Origin of the sequence: Rhizobium sp. NZLR8, assembly GCF_019685025.1 — a bacterium.
Taxonomy (GTDB): Bacteria; Pseudomonadota; Alphaproteobacteria; order Rhizobiales; family Rhizobiaceae; genus Rhizobium.
Genome location: NZ_JABDVY010000001.1, coordinates 358,923 through 372,911, shown reverse-complemented (window position 1 = coordinate 372,911; position 13,989 = coordinate 358,923). Strand labels below are relative to the sequence as shown.

At 60.7% G+C, this 13,989-nt stretch carries 14 protein-coding genes and 1 pseudogene; 7 read left to right on the top strand and 8 right to left on the bottom strand.

Going from position 1 to position 13,989, the window contains the following annotated elements; all coding sequences use genetic code 11:
• The first annotated feature begins 153 nt into the window (after nt 1–153).
• Complete coding sequence (locus tag HJB89_RS01735; protein WP_221148769.1) at nt 154–2,049, top strand: bifunctional sugar phosphate isomerase/epimerase/4-hydroxyphenylpyruvate dioxygenase family protein; 1,896 nt, start codon at nt 154–156, stop codon at nt 2,047–2,049.
• Nucleotide 2,050: 1 nt separating this feature from the next.
• On the opposite strand, the gene HJB89_RS01730 is transcribed toward HJB89_RS01735, so the two are convergent.
• From HJB89_RS01730 to HJB89_RS01720, 3 genes are all read right to left on the bottom strand, one after another.
• Nucleotides 2,051–2,725, bottom strand: a complete 675-nt coding sequence (locus tag HJB89_RS01730) for a GntR family transcriptional regulator (protein ID WP_221139951.1) — start codon at nt 2,723–2,725, stop codon at nt 2,051–2,053.
• Between the two features lie 60 nt (nt 2,726–2,785).
• Nucleotides 2,786–3,454: a GntR family transcriptional regulator gene (locus tag HJB89_RS01725; RefSeq protein WP_207585483.1), complete on the bottom strand. Its 669-nt coding sequence runs from the start codon at nt 3,452–3,454 to the stop codon at nt 2,786–2,788.
• A gap of 290 nt (nt 3,455–3,744) precedes the next feature.
• Nucleotides 3,745–4,146: a hypothetical protein gene (locus tag HJB89_RS01720; protein WP_259671959.1), complete on the bottom strand. Its 402-nt coding sequence runs from the start codon at nt 4,144–4,146 to the stop codon at nt 3,745–3,747.
• 416 nt (nt 4,147–4,562) lie between these two features.
• Between HJB89_RS01720 and HJB89_RS01715 the strand changes: the two genes are divergently transcribed.
• Nucleotides 4,563–5,393 carry an MBL fold metallo-hydrolase gene (locus HJB89_RS01715; RefSeq protein ID WP_207585482.1) on the top strand — a complete coding sequence of 277 codons (831 nt, stop codon included), beginning with the start codon at nt 4,563–4,565 and terminating at the stop codon, nt 5,391–5,393.
• Between the two features lie 72 nt (nt 5,394–5,465).
• On the opposite strand, the gene HJB89_RS01710 is transcribed toward HJB89_RS01715, so the two are convergent.
• Nucleotides 5,466–6,410, bottom strand: coding sequence for a dienelactone hydrolase (locus HJB89_RS01710; protein WP_207585481.1), 945 nt, complete (start codon nt 6,408–6,410; stop codon nt 5,466–5,468).
• A gap of 39 nt (nt 6,411–6,449) precedes the next feature.
• Nucleotides 6,450–7,208 carry an SDR family oxidoreductase gene (locus HJB89_RS01705; RefSeq protein ID WP_221131828.1) on the bottom strand — a complete coding sequence of 253 codons (759 nt, stop codon included), beginning with the start codon at nt 7,206–7,208 and terminating at the stop codon, nt 6,450–6,452.
• Between the two features lie 98 nt (nt 7,209–7,306).
• On the opposite strand from HJB89_RS01705, the gene HJB89_RS01700 reads away from it, so the two are divergent.
• On the top strand, nt 7,307–8,206 hold the full coding sequence (locus tag HJB89_RS01700; RefSeq protein ID WP_221148767.1) for an AraC family transcriptional regulator: 900 nt from the start codon (nt 7,307–7,309) through the stop codon (nt 8,204–8,206).
• A gap of 171 nt (nt 8,207–8,377) precedes the next feature.
• Nucleotides 8,378–8,656: pseudogene (locus HJB89_RS33670) on the top strand (Tn3 family transposase); the annotation flags it as partial.
• Here the strand turns inward: HJB89_RS33670 and HJB89_RS01690 are convergent.
• Nucleotides 8,613–8,888 carry a hypothetical protein gene (locus HJB89_RS01690; protein ID WP_221149027.1) on the bottom strand — a complete coding sequence of 92 codons (276 nt, stop codon included), beginning with the start codon at nt 8,886–8,888 and terminating at the stop codon, nt 8,613–8,615. The pseudogene HJB89_RS33670 and the gene HJB89_RS01690 overlap by 44 nt on opposite strands.
• Between HJB89_RS01690 and HJB89_RS01685 the strand changes: the two genes are divergently transcribed.
• Nucleotides 8,805–9,179 carry a GFA family protein gene (locus HJB89_RS01685; RefSeq protein ID WP_221115624.1) on the top strand — a complete coding sequence of 125 codons (375 nt, stop codon included), beginning with the start codon at nt 8,805–8,807 and terminating at the stop codon, nt 9,177–9,179. The genes HJB89_RS01690 and HJB89_RS01685 overlap by 84 nt on opposite strands.
• A gap of 75 nt (nt 9,180–9,254) precedes the next feature.
• Here the strand turns inward: HJB89_RS01685 and HJB89_RS01680 are convergent, their stop codons facing one another.
• Together HJB89_RS01680 and HJB89_RS01675 are read right to left on the bottom strand one after the other, a co-directional pair.
• Nucleotides 9,255–10,007 carry a polysaccharide deacetylase family protein gene (locus HJB89_RS01680; RefSeq protein ID WP_221115623.1) on the bottom strand — a complete coding sequence of 251 codons (753 nt, stop codon included), beginning with the start codon at nt 10,005–10,007 and terminating at the stop codon, nt 9,255–9,257.
• Nucleotides 10,004–11,098: a glycosyltransferase family 4 protein gene (locus HJB89_RS01675; RefSeq protein ID WP_207585476.1), complete on the bottom strand. Its 1,095-nt coding sequence runs from the start codon at nt 11,096–11,098 to the stop codon at nt 10,004–10,006. The genes HJB89_RS01680 and HJB89_RS01675 overlap by 4 nt, the downstream gene beginning before the upstream one ends.
• Before the next feature lie 180 nt (nt 11,099–11,278).
• On the opposite strand from HJB89_RS01675, the gene HJB89_RS01670 reads away from it, so the two are divergent.
• Complete coding sequence (locus HJB89_RS01670) at nt 11,279–12,997, top strand: adenylate/guanylate cyclase domain-containing protein (protein ID WP_207585475.1); 1,719 nt, start codon at nt 11,279–11,281, stop codon at nt 12,995–12,997.
• Nucleotides 12,997–13,881 (top strand): FkbM family methyltransferase, encoded by an 885-nt coding sequence (locus HJB89_RS01665; RefSeq protein ID WP_207585474.1) that lies wholly within the window; start codon nt 12,997–12,999, stop codon nt 13,879–13,881. The genes HJB89_RS01670 and HJB89_RS01665 overlap by 1 nt, the downstream gene beginning before the upstream one ends.
• Nucleotides 13,882–13,989 lie beyond the last annotated feature (108 nt).

Sequence of the window (13,989 nt, the reverse complement as noted above, 5' to 3'; positions counted from 1 at the left end):
GATTGCCAGAGACGGACGGCTAAATCAACAGAGTTTTTCAAAATCATATGAGATTTTATAATGCCTCTATCTATTTTAATTCCTCACGAGATTTGCAATAATAGGTGAGGGCGAGTTTTCGCGGCTGGCGGTGGATGCCGAAAGGGCTTTGATATGAAGACCTCGATTGCGACTGTGACGATCAGCGGCGAACTGCCGGAAAAGCTCGAGGCAATCGCCCGAGCGGGCTTCGACGGCGTCGAGATTTTCGAAAATGATTTCCTGGCATTCGACGGAAGCCCGGCCGATGTCGGAAAACTCGTGCGCGACCATGGCCTGGAGATCACGCTGTTTCAGCCGTTTCGAGATTTCGAGGGCATGCCGGAGCCGCTGCGAAGCCGCACCTTCGATCGCGCCGAACGGAAGTTCGACGTGATGCAGCAGCTTGGAACAGATTTGGTGCTGGTCTGCTCGAACGTCTCGCCGGCGGCCATCGGCGGCATCGACCGTGCGGCTGAGGATTTCCGGGAACTCGGCGAGCGTGCCGCCCGGCGTGGACTGAGAGTGGGCTACGAGGCGCTCGCCTGGGGTCGCCATATCAGCGACCACCGCGACGCCTGGGAAATCGTGCGACGCGCCGATCATCCGAATGTCGGCCTCATCCTCGACAGCTTCCACACCTTGTCGCGCAAGATCGACGTCAATTCCATCCGCTCGCTTCCCAAAGAGAAGATCTTTATCGTCCAGCTTGCCGATGCGCCGCTGATCGACATGGACCTGCTCTATTGGAGCCGTCACTTCCGAAATATGCCTGGAGAAGGCGATCTTCCCGTCACGGCGTTCACCGAAGCCGTCGCTGCCACAGGTTATGACGGGTATTTCTCGCTGGAGATTTTCAACGACCAGTTTCGAGGCGGCCTGTCGCGGGCAATCGCCGCCGACGGCCACCGCTCACTGATCTATCTCGGCGACCAGGTGCGGCGCCATCTCGGCGCCGACAGCATGACCGGGGCGGCGATGCCGCAAAGGGCTGCCGTGAAAGGTGTCGGCTTCGTGGAGTTTGCCACGGACGAACAAGATGAAGTCGAGCTGGTGGCTTTGCTGCGCACCCTCGGGTTCAAGCAGACTGCCGTCCACCGCACCAAGAAAGTCTCTCTGTTCGAGCAGGGCGAGATCCGGATCCTCGTCAATGTCGATCAGGCGGGATTCGCCAATGCGGCCTACGCCGTTCATGGCACGTTTGCCTATGCGATCGCCTTGGTCGTCGACGATGCCGCAAAGGCGTATGCGCGCGCCCTTGCCCTGGATGCGGAGGCATTCAGCCAGCCGGTCGCGGCGGGCGAGCTTGAACTGCCGGCCATTCGGGGTGTGGGCGGCGGCATCGTCTATCTGATCGACGACAAGAGCGCCTTGGGGCGCTTTTCCGAAATCGACTTTCGGCCGGTCACCGACGACGCCCAGACGGCGGACGGCGGCCTTTTTCGCGTCGATCACGTCGCCCAGACGGTCGGCTATGATGAAATGCTCACCTGGCTTCTGTTCTACACGTCGATCTTCGAGACCCATAAGACCCCGATGGTCGACATCATCGATCCAGCCGGGGTGGTGCGCAGCCAAGTCGTCGAGAACCAGTCGGGCGAGTTGCGCATTACCATGAACGGAGCCGAAAATCGCCGCACCCTGGCCGGACATTTCATTGCGGAGAAGTTCGGGTCCGGCATCCAGCATCTGGCATTTTCAACCGACGACATCTTTGCAACCGCCGAAAAACTTCGTGGCTGCGGCTTCAGGTCCCTGCACATTTCGCCGAACTATTACGACGACGTCGAAGCCCGCTTCGGGCTCGATCCTGTCATGACCGAGCGGCTGAAAGCAGAGAACATCCTCTATGACCGAGACGAGCATGGCGAATATTTCCAGCTCTATAGCGGAACCTATGGCGAGGGTTTCTTTTTCGAGATCGTCGAGCGCCGCGGCTATCGCGGATATGGCGCGCCAAATGCAATTTTCCGGATCGCCGCGCTGAAAAGGCAGATCCGTCCGGAAGGAATTCCGAAAGACGCTTATTAAATCAGAGAATGCGGCCGCTCTTCAGCACATGCTCTACGCCGCTTTGTACATGCCGTCTGACCACCTCGGTCGCGCCGGCGACGTCACGTTGAATGGACAGTTCGAACAAAAGCCTGTGGTCATCGACAACAGGCTTTCCGCGAAAGCTTTCGGCCAGCATATGGTAACGAAGGAAGCGGTCGAACACCGACGACAATGTCGCCATCAGCGTCGCTGAATTGCAGGCCGAGACGATCGCCTGATGGAACTCCCAATCGTATCGGACCCAGTCGACCGTGCGCGAGACGTCGCCCGCCAGCAGCTTGCGCTCAGCGGCAGCCAGCCGGTGATGGGCAGCGACGATGCGCCCTTCCCATTCGAGATTTCCGGCTGCGAATGCAAGGCCGATCGCATGCGTTTCAAGAACGATCCTCAGGTCGGCAAGCTCCAGCAACTCCCGCCGCGAAGCAGGGCTCACTTCAAAACCACGCTGCCCCTCGGCGACGACGAGGTTCTCCGTGGTCAGGCGGCTCAGAATTTCGCGCAGCGACGAAATGCCGATCGAGTAGCGCTCCTTTGCCTGCTCCAGTTTGATCTTGGCCCCCGGCGCCAATATGCCTGATATGATATCCTCGCGGATCTGCCGGAAGACGACATCGCTTACTGTTTCAGCCGGGTCGTGGACTTGCTTGAGCATGGCTTTTCCTGGTTTCGCCGAGAAGTGTGATGGCCTTAAATCTTGAAAAGACCTCCGTTGTTATTTCAATGTCCCTTTGGCCAGCGCATGTTCCACCCCGCCCTGGATATGAAACGCAAGCACTCGCTTGGCCGTCTCTGCATCCCGTCGCAGGGCCGCATCCAGAAGCTGCTGGTGTTCATCGGCGGCGACGTCACCCCGGTAGGACAAAGCGACCATCTGATACCTTAGATATTTGTCGAAGATCCCCGAGTGGGTCTGCATCAGCAGTTTCGACCCGCATGCGGAAATCAAGGCCTGGTGGAATTCCCAATCATAGCGCTTCCAGTCCTCGGCCCTGCTGGTGTCGCCGGTTGCCATCACCTGCTCCATCCGCGCCAATTTGTAGTGGGCCGATACCAGCGGCGCCTCCCATTCCACGTCTCCATGCGCGAATGACTGCTCCAAGGCATGCGTCTCGAGCAGAAGCCGCATTGCCGCCGTCTCCTTGAGGTCGGAGACGGATACCGGAGAAACTTCAAACCCCTTCTGTCCCTCGGCAACGACCAGACCCTCGGAGGAGAGCCGGTTCAGCACCTCTCTGAGCGTACTGATGCTGGTATCGTAGGCCTCCTTCAGGCTTTCCAGTCTCAATTTTTGCCCGGGCGCCAGCCGCCCGAAAATGATGTCGGCCCGAATGCGCCGGTAGCTGCTCTCGGCGATGGTCTCGTTTACAACAGGCTGGAGCATCACGAGTCTCTTATATTTCTCATATCATCTGATATATCGCTTTTCGGCAATGCCAAGCAAGGAAGCATTCACGCAATACCGAACCCAATTTTCTCATACGATGGAGGTTTCCGCGGACACTGAATGTGCGCGGATCCACATACCCCTTTAGTTTGGTCAGGCTTGCGCTCTCTATTCGGTCACAGATGCGAGTCACACCGACCTCGGCGGAGATGCCTGTCGTGTCCAGCCTCAGGAATTGCGGCGGCAGAAATCAACGCCCGCTGGATGATCCAACAATTGTCGGCGGTTTATGCACTCTCTGGCAAATGCACAGGAAGATAGCTCAGGGGAACAAGCTGGGTATCGAGATCGGGACCTTCCCATTGGCCTGGGTCATAGAAAATGCCGTTATCAGCGTCATACAGGATAAAGTGGTCTCCTTCGACATGGACGACCGCCACCCCGATGACGTCACTCCAGCTCTCCACCTTGCGTACCTCGCCAATACGCCACCCCATCTCGCTTAGGACACAGCTTAGTTCTTTCCACGTGGTGTAATGATTGGTCTGTGCTCCCCAATCGATCATGCCGGCAAGTTGGCCGTAGGGTCTGCCGGTGAGCATCTGCAAGACAAAAACGCCGCAACCATCATCCCGCGGGCGTTGCGTTACAAATTGAAAGCGGACCTTGGCGGGGTTGGGTTGCGCCAATGCTCAGTTCTCCAATTCATTCGGTAGTGCCCGCTCAACCGGGCGATGAGCGCGGGACGACTGGCAAAAACAGCTTCCATTGCGCGGGGTGCTTGATTTCTCGGGCGTGGAATTCGTGATGCTGGCAGGCTGAATTCTGGCGCGAGGTGACAGCAATTGTTTTTTCAATCGTGCGCAACCATCTAATAGGCATGACTTACGGGAAAATGTCCCCGCCCAGCAGCCCGTTTACCGAAAACCAACCATACTGGCTTGCTTTCCGGCGCAAAAGCCGATTGCTTAGGAAAATCTACTCCTTCTTCCGCTAGCGGTTAGGAGAATGAGAGGGGCACAGGCAAACCCGTGGAATTCTACTGCTTCGCATCGGGATAAACTATGATTACGATGGCGATGCGGGAAGGCCGGTTTGAAGAACGATGACGACAGAACTGTTTCAGGTAAAATTTTGGGGCGTCCGGGGCAGTATTCCCGTATCGGGCCCCGAGTTCGACCGCTACGGCGGTAATACGTCCTGCATCGAAATTCGCTGCGGAAAACATCGGATGATCTTCGACGCGGGCTCCGGCCTGCGCGAGGCGGGGCTGTCATTGCTCGCCGACGGCGTCAGCGACGTCGATCTGTTCTTCAGCCATTGCCATTACGACCACATCATCGGCCTGCCGTTTTTCAAGGCGATCTATTATCCCTCGATCAACGTCAACATCTGGTCCGGCCATCTCGACGGCAAGATGAGCACGCGGGAAATGGTCGAGCAGTTCATCAGCCCGCCCTGGTTTCCGGTCAAGACCGACATCTGTCAGGCGACGATGAACTTCCGAGATTTCCATTCCGGACAGGTGCTGACGCCTCACGAGGGCATCGAGATCAAGACCTTCATGCTCAACCACCCGGGCGGCGCCATCGGCTACCGCATCGAATGGCAGGGCCGTTCGGTCGCACTGATCTATGATATCGAGCATATTCCAGGCGCTTACGACCCGGTCTCGCTGGAGATGATGAAGGGTGCCGATCTCGTCGTCTACGACTGCACCTACAATGAAGACGAGATGCAGCGTTTCAAGGGCTTCGGCCATTCGACCTGGGAGCATGGCACCGAGCTTGCAAAGATAGCCGGCGCCAAACGTTTCGCCCTGTTCCACCACGCCCCCTCCCGCACCGACGAACAGCTGGCGCAGATGGAAACGCAGGCGCAGGCCGCATTCCCTGAATCCTTTGCCGCCCGCGACAACCAGATCGTGGTGATCTAGGTGCGCAAGAACACCCCTTCCGCTTCAGCAGCCAGAAGGTGACTTGCTAGCAGCCGGGGCGCCGGATGTGGCTTAGTGTGTACGGCGCGTAACGTGCCCAATCGGAGCCGCAAGACCCTCAAGCGCGCCGCACGCGCCAACCCACGCATGTTCATCGACTGCAAGTGCCGTCTGAAGCCAGGCGAGGGTCAAACGTTTCGTGGCTTCCAGTACATCTGGAGCCTCGGTTTCGGTCTCGCGCGCGTCAAGGCCGGCAATCCCGCCAAGCCCGTGTCCAACCTCGCGCAACATCAACAGTGCCTCCGCGCCCGGGCCATCCTGAAAAGCATCCGCATGCCATTCGGGACCGCGCGGGGTGAAATGCGGATCATCCTGATCACCACAGACAACAAGGCTGAGGGTTGTCAGACTGGAAAAATCCACATCGAAGAAGGGAAACCGGCTTGCGTTCTCCTCGGTCATGTCCTTTCCGCCGCGCCCAGGAGCAGCCAGCAGAATTCCCGCCGAAATTCGAGGATCGGAAAAATCCTCACCGTCCACGCGCGCGCCCAACAGAAGCCCAACGGTGTGGCCGCCAAAGGAATGACCGGCCGCCGCGATTCGGGAATGATCCAGCCGCCCGGAGACAGCGGGCGCCTGATGTTCCACCTCAACCAATTGCTCGATGACCGCCTTCAGCTCCTCCACGCGCTCGCGCCAGAAGAAAGGCGCGCCAGGTGCGCCTGCAGGCAAACCGCCGACGCGCGAGCTTGCATGCGTTGGCTGAATGACAGCGAAACCGCGTTCCGCCCAAAACTGAGCCAATGGAGCGTAGCCGTCCTTCGATGGAAGGTAATTTGAGGGGCCGAAACCGTGCGAAACGAGCACAATGGGCAGGTGGCTGCCCGTTGCAGGTGCGGTTAAACGCAGTTCAAGCGGCTGGCGGCCTTCCATTGGCAAACGGATTGGGGTGTAGGCTACAGTGAGAGTGGCATCAGGCGTGGGAATGTGGCTGGCGAGATTGATCAGATTGTTCATGGTCGAATATCCTGAGCTTGGGTTTCCGAGTAGTCGCCTTCACGCCACAGGATGACCTGTCTCGCGGAACCAGGTCTGCGCATCCGCCCCGGCAGGGCTCCGCATCGGCGCGTCCGGCTCCGTTACGGCACGCCAGACGGCCTGGGCCACATCTTCCGGCGTCGTCACCTCGGTCCCCGTGCGCAAGGCCGTGAGATAGTCGTGAACGAATGCGCTGTAAGGTTGGGGGATCTCCATTCCCACGCGTGCCACTGCATTCTTCCCGAAGGCGGTCGTCGGAGCCGAGCCGGGCAGCACCAGCCGCGTGCGCACGCCGAAGAGCGCGGCCTCAAGGGCAAGGCTTTCGGTGAAAGCGTTCAAAGCCGCCTTACTGGCGCTATAAATGGATAGTGCAGGCAGCGGCTTGATGGTGACGCTGGAACTGACATTCACGATGACGCCCGCACCTCGTACCCGCATCTGCGGAAGGACCGCTTTGGTCAGCGCGATCGCGCCGAAGACATTTGTTTCGAAGAGGTCGCGGACATTCGACATCTCAGCGCCTTCCAGCACGTTCAGCATGCCAACACCGGCATTGTTGACCAGAGCATCGATCGGCCCGGCGGTTTCGACAGCCCTTATGATGCTTTCCGCATTGGTAACATCCAACGCAATCACTCTAAGGCTTTCAGTATCCGGTAGCAGGTCGGTCCGCGGGGTGCGCATGGTCGCGGCCACGTCCCATCCAGCCTGCAGGAAGGTGTGCGCGATGGCGAGCCCGAATCCGGAAGAGCAACCGGTGACGAGGATCTTTGGCATGTGTCTGTCTCCTGACGATTACGCTGCCAAGAGATGGACTACTTGTACCGGACTATCTATATTCGTTTGTCCGAATTCGTTTAGCACAAGTCCAATTCATGACCGACCCAATTGCAGAAGTCGTTTCCCTGCTGAAGCCAATCCCGTCGATATCCAAATTGGTGACAGGCGGCGGCCGCTGGCTCGTCGAGCGCACTGAGCTCGGAAGCCCCTTCTATTGCGCCGTGGTCGAAGGGTGTTGTCGGATGACCATCACAGGTGGTGAGCCGATGCTGCTGACGGCCGGTGACTTCGTGCTGGTTCCGGAAGTCTTCTCGTTCACAATGAGCAGCTTGGAACCACCGCATCGCGGAGCGCTTGCGCAGCGTCTTGAGACTAGTCCGGGTGTATTCCGGTTGGGAGACCCTGATGCGCCGGCCGAGATCAAGGCAATGGTTGGACATTGTGCTTTCGGCTCGGATGACAAGGCTCTTCTCGTCTCGCTATTGCCGGAGGTCATTCATGTCCACGGTGAAGACCGCCTAACCATGCTGGTCCGGATGATAAACGACGAAACGCGACACGACCGGACTGCCCGAGAAATGGTGCTTCGCCGGTTGTTGGAGGTGATGTTGATTGAGGCGTTACGCTCAACGAGCGGTACGGCTGCGCCACCGGGCCTCTTGCGCGGCATGGCCGATCCGCAGCTGGCGCCCACATTGCGCCGGATTCACGAACATCCAGGTCGCAGTATAACCGTGGAAGCGCTGGCGCAGGATTCAGCCATGTCACGTTCAACTTTCTTTGAGCGGTTCCGGAGAGAGGTTGGTGTAGCCCCCATGGAATACGCAACTGGCTGGCGGATGGCACTGGCAAAGCAACTCCTTCGCAGTGATGTTGCAACCGCAGAGATTGCACAACGCGTTGGCTATGGCTCGGCAAGCGCGTTTAGCGTGGCATTTAGCCGGCACGTGGGAACATCGCCCGGGGCCTATGCGCGATCAAATCCTCTTGGGTAACGGGTAGCTCGATCGCGAAGGCGCGGGCAGACCGGTTTTGGGCTTCCCCTGCCGATATAAAGGTCGGAACTGTTCCTGGTGACACGCGGCTTTATCAACCAAAGACAGCGAGTGCTGATTTGACGATAATCCCACCATCCGGACGTCTTTGACGGCCGGTAGCGGCGCGAAAAACTCAAACGCGCCTTCCACAAGCGTGGCGAAATCCGTGACCGGTCCTTCGGCAGCCAGGCATTCTGCGCCTCGGCCCTCAAATCTGGTCGTCAGCGCCCATCGTCCACTGGAACGCCGTCTATCTCAGCCGGGCGACAGCCCATCTGCGCCAGCAGGGCCGAACATCCCCGACGATCTGCTCAAACACGTCTCGCCGCTCAGTTGGGCGCATATAACCTCACCGGCATCTACTTCAGGCCATTGCCGCCTCCAGGCAGAATCCTCCGGGCTGCGTGATGTTCACAATACGTTCGATCTTAGCGCCGGATTTTGAACTGCTCTTGTCCTGCCCCCAGCGCGCTGCAGGCCGCTTTCGCGCTAACGGAACAGATGCCGGTCCTGACCGTTTCCTCGGCGTCGCAAGATCGATGAAGCGGATATCCCTATGACCAACCTTTCCGGAAAGTGCCTTTGCGGGCAGGTGCACATCTCTGTTGGCGGCGAACCCATTCGCGTTGGAATCTGTCATTGCATGGACTGCAGGAAGGAAAGCGGTTCGGCCTTTACCTTCTACGGGATCTGGCCCGCCGGCCAGTTTGAGCATTCTGGGGAAACCGGCGAATTCCAAGGCCGGCATTTCTGCAGCGGCTGTGGTTCGCGGCTATTTTCCGTCGATGACGAGGAGGCAGAAATCAAGCTCGGCATTCTGTCCGAAGCCCCGACGCCCCTGGTGCCCGGCTACGAACTCTGGATCAAGCGCCGCGAACCGTGGCTGCGGCCGGTGGAGGGCGCCGAGCAGTTCGAGGAAGACCGTAGATGAGCGGGGCCATCGGAGGCCTTCCGATGGCCAGCCTCGTCCGGCATCGCCGGATCATCGTCGCAGGCGTCGAGACTCTCACCGCTTGAGAAGCGCCGATGCCGCCGACCAGTGGACGGCAGGATGTCGGCCTGTCGCCGCGAATAAGGCTGACAGAAAGTTCCATGCGGCCGCGTCGTGCACCAGATGGTGGGTGAGCACGCCGATCGGCTCGTCGCTGCCGGCAAACCGGTCGTCAAGCTCGGCCACCAGCTCGGCCACCAATTCCGCCTCGCTGCGTCCGCCGCGCGTGCCGTGCCAATCGATGATGTCGACATGGGTGTTGAGAAGCGGCACCGGGCCGTCCTGCTGTGCCCGCCCATAAACCGAAAGTGCCGTAAACCCAAGCGCGGGCAATGCCGGGATGAGGGCGGCATCGATCCGGTTCCACGGCGGCACCAGCACCGGCAGGAAACGGGTGGGATGGAGCCGCTGCAGCAACCGCAGCCCTTCGCCCAATTCGCCGAGCACGACGTCTGCCGGCCGATCGCCGCCGAGTTCCTGCTTCTTGCCCTCCGGCCTCGCATGGTTCGTATGCGACCAGCCATGCACGGCGACAGTGACGCCTGCTTCCCCCGCCAGCCGCGCGGCCAATGCCCCGCCGGTCAGGCCGGGAATGACGGCAAGCGTCAGCGGCACCGCGCTCTCGCCCGTCAGCGCCAGCTGCATCTCCAACGCCAGCGTCGGCTCGACGGCATCGTCATCCCGCAGCCAGAAGCGGGCTACGCGGCCGGCGGCTTGCCAGCGGTCAAGCTCACGGCGCAGCGGCTCCCAGATCGTCTTGTCGGTCATCGCCTTACTCCTGTTGCAGCATTGTCCTGCAAAATTCCGTCCAATATCTCAGCCGCCCTCGCCAGCGAGCGTTGCCCGAGCACGAAGCGCCGCGCCGCCTTCCCCACGGCGTCGCGCCTCTCCCCGTCGTCGAGCAGGGCAGCGATGGCCGCGGCATAGGCGGCGAGGTCGCCATCCGGCGTCAGCAGGCCGGTCACCCCGGCCTCGACCACATCAGGCACCCCCGCCGTTTCCTGCGCCACGACCGGCAGGCCGGCGGCCTGGGCTTCCAGATAGGCAAGACCATAGGCCTCGCCGCAGCCGGGCCAGACATAGATACCGCCGCGTCCAAGCAATTCGGCGATATCGGCCGCGTCCCGCTCGCCCAGCCATTCGATGCGGTCCGTGGAAAAACCGGCAAACAGCGCCTGAACCGCGTGGCGCATCGGCCCATCGCCGATGACTGCAAGCGTCCACGGCCGGTCTTCGATCAGCAGCAGCGCTTTTGCAAGCATCGTATAACTCTCCATCTTGTCACCCGCACGCATCATCGCCACCACCATCAGCCGCAGCGGATCGGGCGCCGGTGAGACCCTCTCGAACAGCCCCGTGTCGATGAAGGGTTGGAGACCGGCAAGACGCGCCTGCGGAAAGGCGGCCGAAAGCCCGGCCCGGTCACGCGCCGTGAAGCTGATATTGACTGCTGCCTGCAGGATCGCCTCGCCGACTGACTTCTGCACGCCTGCCCAGCCGGTCCTGTCGCGTTTGCCCGCATAGGAGGCTTCGACGGTGACATAGGGGATGACCAATTCGGCTGAAATCACCGGCCCGAACGGGTCGGGCGATTTGTAATAGGGGTGGTAGCAGAACCACAGCTCGGGTCGCGGCGCCGAAGTCCATTTTTCCCGCAGCCGCTGCAGTTCGGTACGGATCGCCGGTTCGAGCGCCGCTGCCGCCTCGGGTGTCGCGGCATAGGTGCGGAATTCTGAAATGATCTCGACTTCATGGCCGGCGTGCTCCAGCGCCCGGATCAACAGCCGCGCCATCAGCCGGTCGCCTGACGGCACCGGATGGTTCGGCGATTTCATCGGCGCGTAGAAAGCCACCCGCATGCACAACCCTCACGTAAGGACACACTGTTTCCAACCGGCATGCCCGGTGGCGAAACTCCGCTATTGTCCATTTCTCTAAAACTTGCGCATAAGCATATGGAATGTGATGGCGATGGAAGCAATTCCGCCTCTTTCTCAATTTCTATGGGCCTGCGGTTGCATCGACAAGAACGGGAATGCATGACGACGGTCTCGGCCACAGGGATTTTTTCGGAGCGTACGATCAGAAGGGCGAGACTTGGTTCCGGCCTCGTCATGTTCATTTTCGTCCTGCTGCATTTGTCGAACCATGCGATCGGTTTGATTTCAGTCTCCGCCGCCGATAAAGCCGCCCGCCTGTTCATGGCGATCTGGCGCAATCCCGTCGGGACGACCATCTTCTATTCGTCGGTTCTGATCCACATCGCGCTGGTGCTGCGCGCCATCTATATGCGCCGCAGCCTGGTGATGCCAAAGGGCGAAATGGCGCAGATTGTGCTCGGCCTTCTGATCCCGCTGCTGCTCATCGATCACGTCATCGGCACGCGCATCGCCCATGAGCTCTATGGCTATATCGATGATTACGAGACGGTCGTCGGGTCGCTGTGGATCAGGGCTCCGGGGAATGGTCTGCGGCAGGCGCTCGGTGTCGTCGCAGTCTGGATCCATGGCTGCATCGGCCTGCATTTCTGGCTGCGCTACCGCCCCTGGTACCCGAGTTTCGCGCCGCTGCTGCTGGCGCTGGCGATCCTCGTGCCCGTGCTCTCGCTGCTCGGCTTCGTCGAAATGGGCCGGACGCTCGCCGACCCCTCCTATCAGCAGGCGATTGCCAACAGCCCCTACAAAGCGACCGTCAACACCCGTTACGCCTCGAACCCGGAGGTTATCCGTCAGGTCTCGACGATCCGCGCCGGCCTCTACGGCGCTTTCTCGGCCTCGCTGCTGATCGTCGTCGCCGCCCGCGCCCGGCGCAAGCTGAAGGAGCGCCTCGACCAGGTGGCCGTGCATTATCCGGGCGGCGAGGTGATCCGGGTGCCGCGCGGCTTCTCGGTGCTGGAAGCAAGCCGGCTCGGCGGCCTGCCGCATTATTCCGTCTGCGGCGGCAAGGGCCAGTGCTCCACCTGCCGCGTGCAGATCCTCGGCGATTACGGGAACCTGCCGGTCCCCGACAAGATGGAACAGACGACGCTGAGGCGTATCAATGCCGGCCCGGATGTGCGGCTCGCCTGCCAGCTTCGCCCGAACCGCGATGTCGCGGTGGCGCCGCTGCTCGTGCCGGCGCTCGAAGCGGCCCTTCCCGCCAACAGCCAGGAGACGAGCCCCGGCCGCGAACGCGAGATCGCCGTGCTCTTCGTCGATATCCGCCATTTCACCACGCTGACGGAAACGCGCCTGCCCTTCGACGTCGTCTTCCTGCTGAACCGTTATTTCGCCATCATCGGCAAGGCGGTGGAGCAGGCGGGCGGGCGCCTCGACAAGTTCATCGGCGATGGCGCCATGGCGCTCTTCGGCCTCAACACCGCGCCGGAGGAAGCTTGCCGCCAGGCGCTCAGCGCTGCCGCGGCGATCGTCGCCGAGATCGAGAAACTCGCCGCAGAGCTCGCCGACGAACTGGCGCTGCCGCTGCGCATCGCGATCGGCATTCACACCGGCCCGGCCGTCGTCGGCACGATGGGCTATGGCCGGGTGCGCAGCCTGACGGCGATCGGCGATACCGTCAATGTGGCGAGCCGGCTGGAAAGTGCTGCCAAGGAGTTCGAAGCGGCGATCGTCATCTCCGAACCGGTGGCGGCCCTCTCCGGCGCCGATCTCGCCGGCATCGAAAGCCGTGAAATCAGCGTGCGCGGCCGGGCTCTGCCCTTGAAAGTCTACGTCATTCCGAGAGAGAAAGCGGCAGAACCGCTCGAAGGAAGAGACTGATGCCCGGCAAACCGTGGCTCACCGCCAAATATTGGAGCCGCCGACTGCGCAAGGCGCGCAATGCCGCCGCCTCGCGCCTCTTCGACACCCGCTTCGGCCGCCGCCTGCTGATCGAGACTATCGGCCCGCGCGTCGTCTCGATGACGGTCGATGCCGGCGACCATCTGATGACTTTTTCGCCGTCGGACTATATCGGCCGCAAGGTCTTCCGGAAGGGCCATTTCGAGCGCGACGCCGTCGACCGGCTGATCGTCATCCTGCGCGAGCGCGGCCTCTTGCGAAAGGATGCGACGCTGCTCGAGATCGGCGGCAATATCGGCACCCAGACCGTCTACTTTGCCTTGAGCGGCACTTACGCCCATATCGTCAGCATCGAGCCCGATCCGCGCAATTTCCCGCTGCTTGCCCTCAACATCCGCCAGAACCGGCTGGAGGAAAAGGTCCGCCTCGTCAACTGCGCCGCCGGCGAGAGTGAAGGCGAGATCGACTTTTTTCTCAACCGCAACAATCACGGCAAGAGCAGCGCCATCCGCCAAAGCTCGACGGACAAGAAGATCATCGTGCCGGTGAAACCGGTTCCCGAGATCCTCGCCGGCCTTTCGATCGACCCAGCCGAAATTGGCCTCGTTTGGATGGATATCGAGGGTTACGAACCGGTCGCCTGCCGCTCGATGCAGCCACTGCTTGCCCGCCGGGTGCCGCTCTATATGGAGTTCACCCCGCTCTTCTACGGAGCGGAGGGAACCAAAGCCTTCACAACGATGCTGTCCGGCTTCTATGAGGATTGCGTCGTCATCTTCGAGGACCGCGAGCAAGAGATGAAGGTTTGCGACCTGCCGGGCGATTACGATCAGTACAACGTGCTGTTTCTGCCGACCACGTGACTTCCTGCACGACGTGGAGCACTGAAAGAGTGCAAGTCGGAGGCGAGCGGACGGTCGCTCGCCTGGCGAAGACAGCTAACCGGAAAAATCTCGTCAACGATGAGAGAG